This window comes from Bacillus cereus group sp. N6 (genome assembly GCF_016483705.1).
In the GTDB taxonomy this organism is placed as follows: Bacteria; Bacillota; Bacilli; order Bacillales; family Bacillaceae_G; genus Bacillus_A; species Bacillus_A wiedmannii.
Map to the genome: position 1 here is coordinate 1 of NZ_JAEHBI010000002.1, position 14,735 is coordinate 14,735.

Sequence of the window (14,735 nt, forward strand, 5' to 3'; positions counted from 1 at the left end):
CCCGGTGCAATACCGGACTCACTTTTATCAAGCTGCCTAATGAAATAACCGTGTCTAACTTTTAGGGGTCACTTCACACAGTAGGCTTTTCAAACTACAAAAGTTTCGTTAATAACTGAGTTAAATCTTTTTTCGTTTTCGTCGTTAATGATTTCATTTTATTAATATCTATCTTTTCTTTCTCCGCTCCTACAATTAACGGATACATACTTTGTCCGATTGTTTTATATTCAGCTGGGTGAGATGCTTCTAACTCTTTCTCGATTACATCCCACTTTTCATTAATTTGTTTTCCAAGTTTATTTACTGTTTCTAATTTCGGATTTGCAGCTAATTGCTTGTCTAAACTATCAACTAATGCAGCAACTTCTTTTACATTTGTTTTCACAGCTACGCTTTTCTTCGGATCTTTCGTTGTTTTTCCTTTTGAGTTTGTACTTGTACTTTGATCTGTTGTTTTTCCGCTAGTCGTTTCGTCATTCGTTTTTCCTGTCGTCTCTTTTTCTTTTGTTTTCACATTCTCATTTTGAGATGACGTTTTACCGTTACTCTCTGTTCCTGATGATTCTTTCGTATTTTTTGCATCCTTATCTGTTTTTTCATTTGAAGAAGTATTTGTATCTTTTTCAGTATCTTTCGTTATTTTTGACGTCTCATCTGCACTTGTCGTTTTTGATTCTCCTTCATTTTGCGCTGTTACTTGCTCTTTCTTTTCTGTCTCTTTATCTGCTGAAGGGCTACAAGCTGCCATAGTAAGCATTGTACCAATTGTTATCGATGCGATAGCGACCTTTTTCATTTTCATATAAATCCCCCTATGTTTACTTTATTTATCCTCCCCTTTACGATTCGATTTCCCCTTAAAAAATCCCTTTTCACATGAATCACCATCTTTCCGACAGTAATCTTCATAATAATACGTACAAAAACTGATAAACCCATTTGAATATTCGAGTTTCTTCTACTTCATTTTTCTTCTCTGTAGTAAAAGAAAAAGAGTATATTGTCAAATGAAGAATTACTATCTTCATATGACGATATACTCTCCTATCAAATTTTTATCTTTCTTGACATTTTATTCAAACAAAAAAATAAAATTTTCTTTTATTTTTTTGTTTCTCAACAATTGTTAACATAATATATTTATGAGTAACCACCGTTCGAATGAATGACTTGCCCCGTAATCCATTTTGCTTCTTCACTTACTAAAAAAGAAATTAAGCGTGCTGCATCTGACGGTTCTCCTACTTTACCTTGTGGGAACTTCCATACTAAATGATGCTTCAGCTCCTCTGTAATCCATCCTGTATTCGTCGGTCCTGGATCAACAGCATTCACTGTAATCCCCTTCTCCATCGCAACTGGTGCTACTGATTTTGTAAATGCTTCAATTGCTCCTTTCGTTGCTGCGTATGCTAGTTCATCAGGCATTGGCCCTAGTGACTGTCCTGAAGTAAGGTTAATAATACTTCCATTCGTTTTCAGTGCATAATGTTTTATAAATAATGAACTTAATTGCATAGTAGCGCGGACATTTACTGTATAATGTTTATCTAGCTGTTCTACATTTAATTCTTCAATTCTTGTATGTGTAGAATACGCTGCATTATTAATTAAAATAGATGGATCACCTAAACGTTCTGAGACCATATAAAACAAACGATTTGGCGAATACGACTGCGATAAATTGATTTCTGCCATTTCACATCGAACACCTAAACTTTCAATCTCCTCTTTCAACAAAAAGGGCTCTTTGTCATGCATTCCCCACGGCATCGCTTTATCATACTGAGACCAGTACGTGAAAAAAATGTCTATCCCTTTTTGAGCAAGCACCTTGCATACAGCTGCACCAATTCCATTCAGACGAGTTGCCCCTGTTACAATTGCTATTTTCTTCACCTTTTCTCCTCCATCTATGGATAAATCCCCTGCACGAATACAGAGGATCTATCTTTTTATTCAATATTTGATAATATGCGTTCTGCACCTAATTTTAAAATTTTAATGAAGATATAATTTACAATCGTAAACATTACAAATAAAACGATAAACATAACCCACAGTCCTACTTGAAGGAAGAAGTATAATAGACTTACTCCCGCTACAATAACTAAAGCTATAAAAATATTAGCTAAAAAATTCCACAATGTTGTATAGCGGCTCTTAAATAATTTCTGCTCTGTATCCCAATGTATATCTGCAGTTTGTGCATCCCAGCGTGTACCAATTAAATTAATTAACAATAAACCGTTCGCACTTAGTAAAAACCACAGTAACATGAATACAGGAGAAATCCCAGCTACAACTGCCATCGTAATACCGAATACTGCTAAAATAATCACATTAATTAACCAAGCAGTAATCGCTTTCGCAAAAAAGATATCCGAAGCTTTTACAGGTAAATAACGATTCACAAACCAAGAGCTTCCATCACGTGAAAATGATGTTGTTGCGATAACGTTACTTCCCATTAAAAATAACGATGCACAAAGTCCTACACCAATCGCCAATCCTGCTGATTTTGGGTTATCAATATACCCTGTAATCCACTTTAAATTCCCATCTTGCACGAATAAAACAAAGAATAACATAATCGGCATAACGAAAGTTTGTACGATACAATTTAAGAAAAATTGCGGTGTACGGAATAACGTTTTAAATTCTTTTTTCACATACGCTTTTAAATGTGAACTTTGTACCGTTGATTTTTGTAAACCTTCTGCTGAAATGACCTCTTTTTTTGCTGTACTAGTTGAAAGTCCAATAACCCCTTTTAAATATGTACGCTCTGCAATGTAATAAAACAACACAAAAAATACAAATGAAATAAGTGCAAAGATTATTACGTATAAAGGTCCCTTCCAATTTGCATTTTCTACTAATGCCACTGCTCCAAAATATGTAGTTGGAAAATAATTTGTCATTTGTACTAAAAGAGAAGATTGGTTGTTCGCAAGATAATTCGTAAGCGCATCTTCAGAAAACGAGCTTTTATTTTTCCACTGTAAAAATACATTAATTCCTACAATAAATAGTATACTTACGATTCCAATAAATATATTGCCTCGATCTTTGTTTTTCGCTATATTTGTATACCTCATAATAACTGTCATCAGTAATGAAGCTAATACTAACGGCACAATCGGGAAGAGTAAGTAAATAAAAATCATGTATATATAATATGTAATAAATGCGCTACTTTTTAACCCGTACGTAATAAAGATTGGTAATAAAATAAATGAACTCATTACGTATTGTGTAATTAATACCGTTAAAAATTTTGCCGAAATAATTTGTGCTGGTTTTAATGGTAATGGCAATAACATTTCAATGTCATTACTGTAGTAAAATACAGTTAAAATGTTCGTTATACTCATTAAAAATACCCATATACTCGCAATCGCAAGTCCCATTGCGATAATCATTCCTGGGTCTTGCCCTAAATGTTTCATACCCTCATACATTCCGTGCGTCATCGAACCAAATATTAAAAAGCCAACAAATAAAATGGCTGCAAATGAAAATACATACGCCCATCGCTTCTTCTTATCTGTTATGAAATCTGCATAATTTAATTTCAATAATACTTTCGTTAACGTCCAAATTTTACTCATTGCCCGTCATCTCTAAGAACATTTTTTCAAGTGATTCATTGGATTTAAAATGATCTCTCATTTCATCTAAATTCCCTTTAAACTGAAGATTTCCCTTATTAATAATCGCAACGCGGTCACATATTTTTTCCGCTACTTCTAATACGTGTGTAGAGAAAAATACAATCTTTCCTTTATCCGCATGTTCTCTCATCATTTCTTTTAAAATATATGCAGATTTCGGATCAAGCCCCGTTAATGGTTCATCTAAAATCCATACATCTGGCTCATGCACGAGCACACCAATAATAACGATTTTTTGTCTCATACCGTGCGAGTAACTTTGAATTTGATCCGATAACGCATTGTAAAGATCAAATTTCTTCGCTAAAGACTCGATTCGTTCTTGGCGTACTTCTTTCGGCACTTCATACATATCTGCCATAAAGTTTAAATATTCAATTCCCTTTAAACGTAAAAACATATCTGGACTATCTGGAACATAACCAAACGTCTTTTTCGCTTCCATCGGATTTTTCATAATATCTATACCGTTAATCGTAATCGTCCCTTTGTCCACCCCATGAATACCAGTAATCATCTTAATTGTCGTTGATTTACCCGCACCATTCGGCCCTAAAAATCCAAAGATTTCTCCGCTAGGCACAGATAAACTTAAATCTTTTACTGCATAGGTAGACCCATTATAACTTTTTGACACATTCGTAATTTCAATCATTCCATCCAATCCTTTCCTTAATTACCAAATAACTATATTAATATTATAGCATACTTCTATTTTTAGATTTTTATATTTTTTCAGTTTTTTAACCTTTAAAATAAATATACACGCCTAATCCAACGATTAAAACGACAGCTAATATAATATAAATCATCGTCAGCCGTTTAATATTCCCTTTTGTCGCTTTACTATAATTCGCATCACCATTTCGCCCAATTAACACCGTCGCCACTACAGTAATGACTACAAGTAATACAACGATCATGATCCAAGTTAACATTCCTTCCTCCCCCTCCTTACAACCATTTTACAATATTATCCTCTTTATTTCGCAGTATATTTCCTCTTTTTACTATTATTATGAAAAGAATTGGAAAACTATTATTACTATACATTTCTATATGTGATATATTTATAACATAACGTGATTTATTTCTAACACTGAAAGGAGAATCTATCGTGAAAACAACTTGGATAAAATATTTAGGGTTTCTCGGTTTCTTCGGTTTCCTCGGCTTTTTTTATGAAAAAGGATTGTTTACTATGTTTTGTTTCTTCTCCTTTTTCACAACGTATAGAACGGTTCAACACGATGAACTATTTGAACAAATCGTCAATAAATCGTGCCGCAATGCCTTTATCGTTACATTACTAACGACCGCTATCATTATGTTTATTGAAATGTTATTTCCAAACCCGGCGCTACAAGAGATTGATATCGCTCTTATTTTCAGCACACTCATTCTTACGTTCGGCTTCTCTATGTTCTTTTATGATAAACCTGTTGATGAAATGGAAAATGCGCCATGGCGTTCGTAACGAGAATAAAAGAATACCGCGCCAAATCGAACATGACACAAGAAGATTTAGCGAAAACTGTTGGTGTACGTCGTGAAACGATAAGCCATCTCGAAAAAGGAAAATACAACCCTTCCTTACAACTCGCTCACGATATAGCGAAGGCACTTCATAGTACGATTGATGAGATTTTTATTTTTGAGGATTAATTAAGGACACAAAATCACATAAAAATACCGGCATCCTTCCCATGAAGAATGCCGGTACTTCTCATTTATCAACCATACAAAACAGCATGAAATACGCCTAACAGTAAGTATTGATCTTCTATATAATTTTCATCATATACATCCATCTCGATATAATACATATCTTCCTCAAGACGAATATTCCAATCTGCGATTACATAGCCGTTTCGTAATAACTTTCCAAGCCCAATTGAAGTTTTGTGAACAACATATTCTTCTCCCTTATATGTAAAAGTAAATAAGAAATTTGCATCTAATAACTTTCCGTCACATACAAGTATTTCATGCTCTGCATCATTATTATCGATGTACGTTACTAAAATCCTTCTTTGACGCTGCCTACTTACATCCTTTGCAATGACACGAATATTGTCTTTACTATCCTTTATTTCATAAATGATATTACTACCGACTTTCGGAATGAAGTCTAGCACTTTCATCAACGCATTTTTATAATAGCCCCGTACTACGCCTACTCCTTCGCTTCCATTGTAAACCTCTATTGAAGTCGTATCCGCTTTACTATCACACAGTCGTTTATAAGAAAGCTGCATCATTCGCTCTCCTCTTAAGTACTGATCAAACGTCACAGGATATTCTATCGCGCGCAGCTCCTTATTGAGCTCATTCAAATAACGCCCAACGCTTTCTACTAATACTGTAGTCGATATACGCTCTTGAAGTTCAAATTGCTGCCAACTGGAAGCAACTCTCCACTGATCTTCCTCTTCATATACGAATCCGAGAATTACTTCCTTACGGTCACTCGTTTCATAATTCAACTGTTCGTTCTTCCCATGTTGCACTTGTTCCATCCACTGTCCTAAATAAATGCCGAGCTCTGCGACCTTCATACATGACTTTTGAAAAAGTACTCTGTCACCCACATGAATCGTTAAATCCCCTTCAATAAAGCCATTTGCATAAGCAGCATACCGTGGCTCATCTTTCTGCGGAATACTTTTGTCTAACTCAAATAAAAACGTTAACATCTTTCACTCACCTCTAGTTATTACACCGATCGTACCTATAAATTGAACGCAACTCAACTTATATCGACACGATTAAAATGAAACTACCTTTTCTTCCGCCACTTCCACAATTTCTAAAGTTTGTAGCAGGCTCTCCACTTCATAAGTCGGCTTAACATCTGTCTTATTTTCTTTCAAACTTGGATTATACCAACACGTATCAATGCCGTAATCTTCTCCGCCTTTCATATCAGAAGTTAGCGAATCTCCGACCATTAGTACACTTGATTTATCAGTAATCCCAAACTTCTCAAATGCATAATCAAAAATCTCACGCGCTGGTTTTTGATGACCAACCTCTTCTGAAATAATAATATGATCAAAGAAGTTACATAAAGGCGAATTTCCAATCCTCGATTGTTGCACCTTCGTATATCCATTCGTAATAATACCTAACTTGCAATCTTGTAGTTTCTCACATAATTGTACTGCACCTTCTATAAGATGTACTTCTTTCCCTAAGTTTTCAAGGTATACATCACTAAATTGCTGCGCATCTACTTCTATATTATGCAGTGCAAATAATTGTCTAAATCGATCTACCGCTAATTCACTTAGTGTAATCATTTTATTTTCTAAATCTCTCCATAATCCATTACTAATCTCTTTATAACTTGCAAGATAATCATCATACCCTGTAGGCATGCCAAACTGTACAAACGCGTTATGTAATGCGTTTCTTTCCGTCTCAGGAAAATCTAATAATGTATCATCTACGTCGAATAATATAACTTTGTATTTCATTATGCTCTCCTCAACTAGTACGTTATTTACAACTTGTATTTTCTCATTAATCGTCTCTTAAGTCGAACTTTTTCCCTTTACGAATAATAGCTGTACAGCAATCTTAAAGTTGTTTCAGACACACGAATCATGTTATTCAAAAATAATTAATTGTGAAAATACTATAAATTTGAGATAATTTGGATAATGAATCCAATTTTAAAAAAGGGAATACAGGAATAGAAAGGGGCGGAAAGACATAGTAAATTCATGGGGAAGACCTAAAATACAAATCCCAAAAACAAAAAGTGAATGGGTTGGAGATATCATTGGATATTCATTATTCTTTGGATCAATCATTTTTTTGATTATCATTTGGGGAAGATTACCCGAGGAAGTGCCCGCACATTATAACGCATATGGGGCTGTAGATCGCTGGGGATCAAAGTGGCAACTTTTGCTTCTACCAGGAATTGGGGCATTCATACTCCTTTTAATGCAAACTTTAGAAAAGTTTCCAGAAGTTCATAACTACCCACAAAGACTGAATGAATCGAATGCTCCGCTGTTTTATTTAAATAGCAGAAAAATGCTTAATCAATTAAAAAATGTCTGTTTACTTATTTTTGCTTTCATCCAATTTGAAACAATTTCAATCGCTTTAGATTGGAGCGGCGGTTTCGGAAAATTATTTTTACCGATATTGTTAATTGGGACAGTTATTCCAATTGTCATAGGAATAATAAGACAACGAAAAATTTCATAATAGAAACAGGAGGCTAATCCAATTAGCCTCCCTCCTCATTATTTATCCTCTAGCAATAACACTTTCATGTCTTCTAACGACTCTTTCGTAAAGCCAAGTGCTTTTTCAGCATACACTTCAACTGAACCGTATTGCTTTTTCACTTCATCAATCGCAGCTTGTAAATATTCAGCGCGCGCTTCAAACATTGCGCCTAATATTGCTCTACTTTCATCGTTTTGTAGTTTTGCACCTAAAAAAGCCATCATTTTTTCATTTAATTTTTCACGGAAGCCGTTACTTAGTAAATAGTCTTCCATTACTGTTTTTTCCGGTACACCTAGTAAAAGTAATAATAGTGCTGATCCGAATCCAGTACGGTCTTTTCCAGCTGTACAGTGGTTTACTAACGGTAAGTTTTCTGGGTTTTGTGCTAAGTTTAAGAAGCTCACGAATGCTTCATTACCACTTACGAAATCTTGATTCATTTTCACAAGATACTCGCCTGGTTTCCCTAACATAGAAAGGTCACCAACTTGGAAAAATTCATTTATGTTCAAGTCTTTTGCCAAGTCTTGCATAACTGGTAAGCACACTTGACGAGCACCCGTAATCTCTGGATTCGGCTTATGCTTCACTTCAAAATCTGTACGGTAGTCACAAATTAATTTTAAGCCAGACTTTTGTAAATAGTCGATATCCCACTCTGTTAGTCCTGCTAATTCTTCAGAACGGTACAACTTGCCCCATTTTACTTTACGGCCTTCAGTCGTTTCATATCCTCCCATATCACGGAAGTTAAACGCGCCTTGTAATGGCAATCTACGCTCAGCTACTGTCACTGCTTGTCCATTACTTCCAACTAGTCTAAAATATGGACGCTCATTTTCACTCGGGTTTTGAACTGTACATGATGATTCTCCATTTACCGTTGCAAGTAATTCTCCCGTTTCTTCAATATGCTCTGGTGAAGTACTCCAGTAAATGCGAACTTCTTCTATATTATTTTCCCACTTTATATATAACGTATTGTCTTCATTTCTTTCTACAGTTGCTTGTAACCAATTTCTTTGCTGCTCCATTCTTTCACCAACACTTTCTCGTATAATCGAATCTTTCTCTATTGTATTATAGGAATATCTATTTTGTCGTTCTCATTTTTCTTTTTATCTTACAAACAGGCTAGAAGTTCTTTTACTTGTTCAAAATTTGTACACGGATTCCCGTTAAACAAGTTCAAGAACCTTTTCCCCCTCCTAAAACCTTCTCACATATCGCTCAGTACAACTTAACAACTGACATCCATTCTTTTCAAAAACATCCTTCATCCACTCATTTTGTACATTTGTCTCGCCAATATAATAAGATGCGCCTATTTCTTTTAAGACAAACATTGTCCCTGTAAAGAACGCTGCTTCATACCCTTTATTTCGCATATTTGGAGCAACTGCGAAATACATTAGTTTTCCTTCTTCTAACGTACCACTCTCAATATGCGGGATTACAATTCCTACCGGCTCTTCATCGACACTCGCTGTTAAACAATGCTCTTTCCATTGCTCACCAATTTCTTGTAGCATCATATTTACAAAGTGATCATAATCGATTTGTTCTCCCGTCACTTCATTCCACAATGAATAAAAAGCGTCTTCGCCTATCTCTTCAATAAGCTTAAAATCAATCTCACTTTCGACACCTTCTACTTCATATATATCCTTAAATACAATCATGTTTTCAGTAGCATATTCAAATGAATACGTTTCGAAAGATTTCTTATATACATCATAATTTGGGCTTTTTGAAGAAATTTCAAAATGTAAGTTTTCTATTCCCTCTTTTTCAGCCTCAGCAACGCAATACTGCACTATTTCTTCTAATTGCTCTTCTGTAAAAAGCTCTGCATTATTTTCTTTTATCATAATAGAAGAAGCATTTCTTCTTATTTTAAAATGTTTTTCTAACTGTTCTATAGTCATCATATACTTCCCTCATCTATGTCATACTCGAATTTCTACTTGTTCTCCTTGCATGAGCAGGATTGTCCTTGAATATATAGAATACTAGAAAACATCGCATCTTTAAAGTGCGGAGGAGGTTCTCCATTGGATATTACAACGTTACAACAACAGTTAGAGCTTATACAACAAAATGACTATACGCAACTGCAACATATAGATATAAATGAGTTAACACTCAACATGCTTCAGTATATCGGAACGACTGATAGTTACGTTCGTTACCAACTTATATATAAATGTTTTGCACATTTCATTCATCATGAATTCCTTATGGATGATCAGCTGAAATTACTTTTACAAACTTGTTTAAGTGATGAGTATTTATATTGTGACATTTACTCCCCGCATACAGATGGGGTTTTCACACGTTCTTACACTGTTTCGTTACTTGCGTTAATACTCCAATTCGCTAACTCGCACTACTTTTTTACAGAAGAGGATATCGAAGAAATAAAAAACAAACTCATTACATACACAAACTTAGAAACAGATTTCCGAGGCTATATTGAAAATAAAGGATGGGCTCATTGTCTTGCCCACGTATCTGATGCCTTTACTGAAATTGTTCACAATTCCTATACGACTTTTGAGTGGTATGAAGAATTAATTCATTGTTTATTGAATAAAATCTTCATTCCATCTGACCTTTTTCATAATAATGAAGATGAACGGATTGTTACACCGTTACTATCGATGCTATATCATGATTTTCCGCAAGATGAGTTAATTTCAATTATTTATAAAAAAATAAAAAGGCTTCCTCAAATTAGAAAACGCCTTTCGCTTAATGAGTATTGTATATTATGTGCCAACATTAAAACCTTTTTACGCACATTATTTTTCAGAACGAAAGATGATCATAACTTAGCCTATACAGCACGTAAAACAGAAAGAATGTTAAAAGAACTTCCTAACTATTATTAAAAACAAGGAGAAATAACATGGGTTATATTGAAGACATGAGAAATTTAGTAGGAAACCATCCACTTATTTTAATAGGTTCACACGCCATTATATTAAATGAGAAAGATGAAATATTACTGCAGCTACGTACAGATTTTAACCGCTGGGGCATTATTGGCGGCGCCTTAGAATATAACGAAACGTTAGAAGACGCTTTAAAGCGAGAAGTATACGAGGAAACTGGACTTATTATTAAAAATCCAGAACTATTCCGTACATACTCAGGACCAGATTTCTTTCAAATCTATCCAAACGGTGATCAAGTACACGGTGTACTCGTTGTTTATATTTGCCGCGAATTCAATGGCGAACTTGTATACGACCAAACGGAATCGAAAGAACTACGCTTCTTTTCACTTGATGAGTTACCTAGTAATCTTCCTTCTGTTATTGAGAGGATTGTTACTGACTTTCAGAATTCGAATTGAACCATTAATATAGTCAAGATGAGATTCACCTTGACTATATTTTTATTTATTATCCTTATTTAACTCTTGTACAATATCCCTTTTTCCTATTCTATTAGCAAAAGGTAGAAAAATAATAAGGACTATTCCAAACATCCCCGCTATTACCGTTACGATAAGTTTGAAATCAAAAAATAAAGGTGTACGATCTATTATACTTACCATATAGGTTAATAATGTTCCTATCACAACGCCTAGCACTATTCCAATAAGTACATATAATTTAACTTGCGTCAAAATAACTTGTAAAATCCCCTTTTTCTTAACTATTATTGCTCGTAAAATGGCAAACTCTTTTCTTTTAGATTGAATATTATTTATAAGTGTATTACATACCCCTAATGTTACACTTAACAAAATTACTATAATAACAACAATGAAGATGGACCATCTTTGCTGAAACATTAAATTAGATTGTTTTAACGATTGGGTATAACTACTTATTTTTAATTGTGGATATTGACCTTTTAATTCCTTTAATTGCTCCAACGTCTCTCTCTCATTATTTGAACTAATAAATGCACGCTCAAAAACTGTATAATCTTGTTTATATGTTACATTACTCCAATCCATAAGTACCGCAGGAGAATTCGGTAGCTCATTAACAATTAACCCAATTTCCACCTTACTAGTCGGTCTAACTTTTTGTTCCTGTTCTGAAAATAGACCCAATTGAACGATATCACCTACATGAAGTTTATACCGCTCTGCTAACTCTTCAGTAATAATTATACTATTCTCCAAATTCGCAGGTACTTCTGGCAGTAATCCTTGCTTTTCCATTTCTTTCAAATCACCTAAATTATAGTCAAAAGTAATATATTTTTCACCTTGCTTTAATTCTGCAAGTGAGTTCGTACTAATTGTACTAGCTCCTTTTACACTACTTATTTCTTTAAATATATTTTGTATATGAGGTGAGGAAATTGTTGAATCATTATTCAAACGATTTTCTACAACAATATGTGTTGGAAATTCTCGTTTTAAATATCTTTCATTATTTTTTTGCATCGTTTTAAATATAGTGGATCCGAAGACAACTATCACCATCATTGTACTTATCATTAAGATAACAAATGTATTTTTCCTTACTTGCGGAATTACATTTTTAATAGCAACAAATGTATTCCTTCCAAATATTTTTTTCATTATAGGTAGACATGCTATTAATATCGAAGAAAGATAAATAGGAAATAATATATACACCCCTAAAACAAGAAATATAGACCCTATTAATATCACTATCGCCTGCGTATCTCCCGTATTTGCTACAAATCCACCTAAAACAGTTAAAAATATGCTACTAATTAAAAGGAATTTCCCCATCATACTGCGTGTTTTTTTATTAGAAAAGTCGGATTCCTCATTTTCGCGCATAAGCTTTACTGGCAATATTTTCGAACTTCTGTATGAAGGATATAACATAAACAATTCAATAAAAAAGATACTACAAATCATTGTTACAATTGCTATTTCATAGTCGAAACTCATTGTATTAATTTGAAAAGCAAATACATGCTCTAGCCAACTTTGTAAAAAACGGTTACTTATTACAGCTAGTAACAAACCAAATATTCCACCAAAGAAATTAATTACACTACATTGAATAAATATAACTTTAAACATTTGTTTCGTTGTTGCTCCCATTGATCGCATAATAGCAAATTGACTTTTATATTTATATAAAAACACTTCAAAATTAGACATTAATAATAACGATGTAATAATAAGTATTAATACAGATACAATAACTATAAAAATATGTAATGACACTAAGTTACTTTTTAAAAACTCGTCTTCCTCCGCAATATCGATTCTTAATTCTTTGTCTATTTTATGAATTTGACTAGACAATGCTAGTACATCTGCATTCTCTTTTGCTTTTATCAACACATAAGTAGCCTCATTGTGTTTACCCGTTTTTTCATATACGTGCTGTTTCACCGCACCTTCCGATAAAACGAGTATGTCTGGAGCTGAACCTCCAGCTTCTATATCAGGTAAAACTTCTTTTACTACATAGAATTTATTTTCTATTTCAACCTTTTCCCCAACTTTTACTTGTAAAGTTTCCGCTAATCCATCATTTAATGTTACTTCTTCATTTGATAGATTTTTAGAGAAGTGATATCGACTTTTAGATAACGAATCATTTTGAACACCTACTGTATAAATAGTTGTATTCAATTTATTCACTTGAAAATGATTTACCAATACTTTTGACATGTATTCAATATTTCCTTGTTCCTTAATATCTTGTAGTAAAGATTTATCCATCAATTTATTTTGATCAGGGTTATATCCAACAGATAAATCCATATCTCCATATAAATTTTTAACTTCATTTATAACAGACTGTTTCGCATGACTCGAAAATACAATCATCGTAACAATTAGAGAAACAGCCAACATAACGCTAACTATAGAGGAAATAGCAGTAAATTTATTCATCTTAAAAAAGCGTAAACCTAATCCTCGTACTGATTTTATCATTTTGATTTCTCCATTAATTTTTTAAATTTATCTAAAATAATATTCATATCATTTACTCCATGAGAACACGTATAATCATCAACAACTTCTCCATTATGAAAGAAGAGAACCCGATCTGCATACGTAGCAATGTGAGGATCATGAGTAACAAGAATCATACTTTGATTAAATTTTTGTTTCATATCGACTAGTACTCGTAAAATATCATTAGACGTATTGAAATCTAAATTTCCAGTAGGTTCATCTGCAAGAACAATTGGAGGAGATGTTATTAATGCCCTACCAATTGCAACACGCTGTTGTTGTCCCCCAGAAAGCTGAACTGGTCGATGATTTCTCCAATTTACTAAACCAAGAACATCTAATATTTTATTTGTTTTTTCTCGTATCTCCTCTTCTGAATCAGTTGATAATATGAGGGGTAACGCAATATTTTCTTCTACAGATAAATCCTTTAATAAATGAAATGACTGAAATATAAATCCTATGTTATCCCGCCTGTACTCCGTTGCATATGGTTCAACAAACATATTTTTAGGGACTTCACCATTTACATATACGACTCCCTCATCAGGTTTGTCTAAAGCACCAAGTATGTTAAGCAATGTACTCTTCCCAGACCCACTCGTTCCCATTACAGCAAGGAGTTCTCCTTTATTTAACTCCAAAGATACATTTTGTAAAGCTCTAACATTTGTATCTACACTCTCATAAGTCTTACTTAAACCTTGAACTGCTAACACAATTTCACTCATCTTTATTCACCTCAACATGATTAAATGTTACTTCCTCCATCAGATTAACTTGAATTAAAATTTTTTCTTTTAAATTACTAGGTGGTACAATTTCTGTTCCTATTTGAACTAGCAACATTTTTAATTCGAGAATTGTAACCATTTCTATCCCTCCCT

At 33.7% G+C, this 14,735-nt stretch carries 17 protein-coding genes; 5 read left to right on the forward strand and 12 right to left on the reverse strand.

Annotated features, from left to right (window positions below; translation table 11 throughout):
* Positions 1–94 precede the first annotated feature (94 nt).
* The 5 genes from JDS99_RS01810 to JDS99_RS01830 form a co-directional block, all read right to left on the reverse strand.
* Positions 95–805, reverse strand: a complete 711-nt coding sequence (locus tag JDS99_RS01810) for a hypothetical protein (protein ID WP_199694373.1) — start codon at positions 803–805, stop codon at positions 95–97.
* Between the two features lie 338 nt (positions 806–1,143).
* The gene (locus JDS99_RS01815) at positions 1,144–1,902 is read right to left on the reverse strand and encodes an SDR family oxidoreductase (protein WP_048544550.1); all 759 of its coding nucleotides are present in this window, start codon (positions 1,900–1,902) and stop codon (positions 1,144–1,146) included.
* 56 nt (positions 1,903–1,958) lie between these two features.
* Entirely contained in the window at positions 1,959–3,617 is a 1,659-nt protein-coding gene (locus JDS99_RS01820) for a putative ABC transporter permease subunit (protein ID WP_088064044.1), read from the reverse strand.
* Entirely contained in the window at positions 3,610–4,335 is a 726-nt protein-coding gene (locus tag JDS99_RS01825) for an ABC transporter ATP-binding protein (protein ID WP_088122691.1), read from the reverse strand. Before JDS99_RS01825 ends, JDS99_RS01820 begins: the two co-directional genes overlap by 8 nt.
* A gap of 88 nt (positions 4,336–4,423) precedes the next feature.
* Complete coding sequence (locus JDS99_RS01830; protein ID WP_000958865.1) at positions 4,424–4,618, reverse strand: hypothetical protein; 195 nt, start codon at positions 4,616–4,618, stop codon at positions 4,424–4,426.
* A gap of 179 nt (positions 4,619–4,797) precedes the next feature.
* On the opposite strand from JDS99_RS01830, the gene JDS99_RS01835 reads away from it, so the two are divergent.
* Positions 4,798–5,157: a DUF2178 domain-containing protein gene (locus JDS99_RS01835; RefSeq protein WP_199694375.1), complete on the forward strand. Its 360-nt coding sequence runs from the start codon at positions 4,798–4,800 to the stop codon at positions 5,155–5,157.
* Positions 5,145–5,345: a helix-turn-helix transcriptional regulator gene (locus tag JDS99_RS01840; RefSeq protein WP_087984149.1), complete on the forward strand. Its 201-nt coding sequence runs from the start codon at positions 5,145–5,147 to the stop codon at positions 5,343–5,345. The genes JDS99_RS01835 and JDS99_RS01840 overlap by 13 nt, the downstream gene beginning before the upstream one ends.
* 68 nt (positions 5,346–5,413) lie before the next feature.
* On the opposite strand, the gene JDS99_RS01845 is transcribed toward JDS99_RS01840, so the two are convergent.
* Complete coding sequence (locus tag JDS99_RS01845) at positions 5,414–6,376, reverse strand: tubby C-terminal domain-like protein (RefSeq protein ID WP_199694377.1); 963 nt, start codon at positions 6,374–6,376, stop codon at positions 5,414–5,416.
* A 72-nt stretch (positions 6,377–6,448) separates the two neighbouring features.
* Positions 6,449–7,159 carry a YjjG family noncanonical pyrimidine nucleotidase gene (locus tag JDS99_RS01850; protein ID WP_199694378.1) on the reverse strand — a complete coding sequence of 237 codons (711 nt, stop codon included), beginning with the start codon at positions 7,157–7,159 and terminating at the stop codon, positions 6,449–6,451.
* A 271-nt stretch (positions 7,160–7,430) separates the two neighbouring features.
* Between JDS99_RS01850 and JDS99_RS01855 the strand changes: the two genes are divergently transcribed.
* Entirely contained in the window at positions 7,431–7,904 is a 474-nt protein-coding gene (locus tag JDS99_RS01855) for a DUF1648 domain-containing protein (RefSeq protein ID WP_345943210.1), read from the forward strand.
* Between the two features lie 38 nt (positions 7,905–7,942).
* Here JDS99_RS01855 and JDS99_RS01860 read toward each other — a convergent pair whose 3' ends face one another.
* Positions 7,943–8,965, reverse strand: coding sequence for a tyrosine-protein phosphatase (locus JDS99_RS01860; protein WP_087984145.1), 1,023 nt, complete (start codon positions 8,963–8,965; stop codon positions 7,943–7,945).
* 174 nt (positions 8,966–9,139) lie between these two features.
* Positions 9,140–9,862, reverse strand: coding sequence for a GNAT family N-acetyltransferase (locus JDS99_RS01865; protein ID WP_199694380.1), 723 nt, complete (start codon positions 9,860–9,862; stop codon positions 9,140–9,142).
* Positions 9,863–9,985: 123 nt separating this feature from the next.
* On the opposite strand from JDS99_RS01865, the gene JDS99_RS01870 reads away from it, so the two are divergent.
* Together JDS99_RS01870 and JDS99_RS01875 are read left to right on the forward strand one after the other, a co-directional pair.
* Positions 9,986–10,825, forward strand: a complete 840-nt coding sequence (locus JDS99_RS01870) for a DUF2785 domain-containing protein (RefSeq protein ID WP_088081922.1) — start codon at positions 9,986–9,988, stop codon at positions 10,823–10,825.
* A gap of 17 nt (positions 10,826–10,842) precedes the next feature.
* Positions 10,843–11,292 (forward strand): NUDIX hydrolase, encoded by a 450-nt coding sequence (locus JDS99_RS01875; protein WP_199694382.1) that lies wholly within the window; start codon positions 10,843–10,845, stop codon positions 11,290–11,292.
* A gap of 42 nt (positions 11,293–11,334) precedes the next feature.
* On the opposite strand, the gene JDS99_RS01880 is transcribed toward JDS99_RS01875, so the two are convergent.
* The 3 genes from JDS99_RS01880 to JDS99_RS01890 are packed head-to-tail and all read right to left on the reverse strand — an operon-like array spanning position 11,335 to position 14,721.
* Complete coding sequence (locus JDS99_RS01880) at positions 11,335–13,824, reverse strand: FtsX-like permease family protein (RefSeq protein WP_199694384.1); 2,490 nt, start codon at positions 13,822–13,824, stop codon at positions 11,335–11,337.
* On the reverse strand, positions 13,821–14,579 hold the full coding sequence (locus JDS99_RS01885; protein ID WP_088064055.1) for an ABC transporter ATP-binding protein: 759 nt from the start codon (positions 14,577–14,579) through the stop codon (positions 13,821–13,823). The genes JDS99_RS01880 and JDS99_RS01885 overlap by 4 nt, the downstream gene beginning before the upstream one ends.
* The gene (locus JDS99_RS01890) at positions 14,572–14,721 is read right to left on the reverse strand and encodes a hypothetical protein (RefSeq protein WP_199694386.1); all 150 of its coding nucleotides are present in this window, start codon (positions 14,719–14,721) and stop codon (positions 14,572–14,574) included. Before JDS99_RS01890 ends, JDS99_RS01885 begins: the two co-directional genes overlap by 8 nt.
* Positions 14,722–14,735 lie beyond the last annotated feature (14 nt).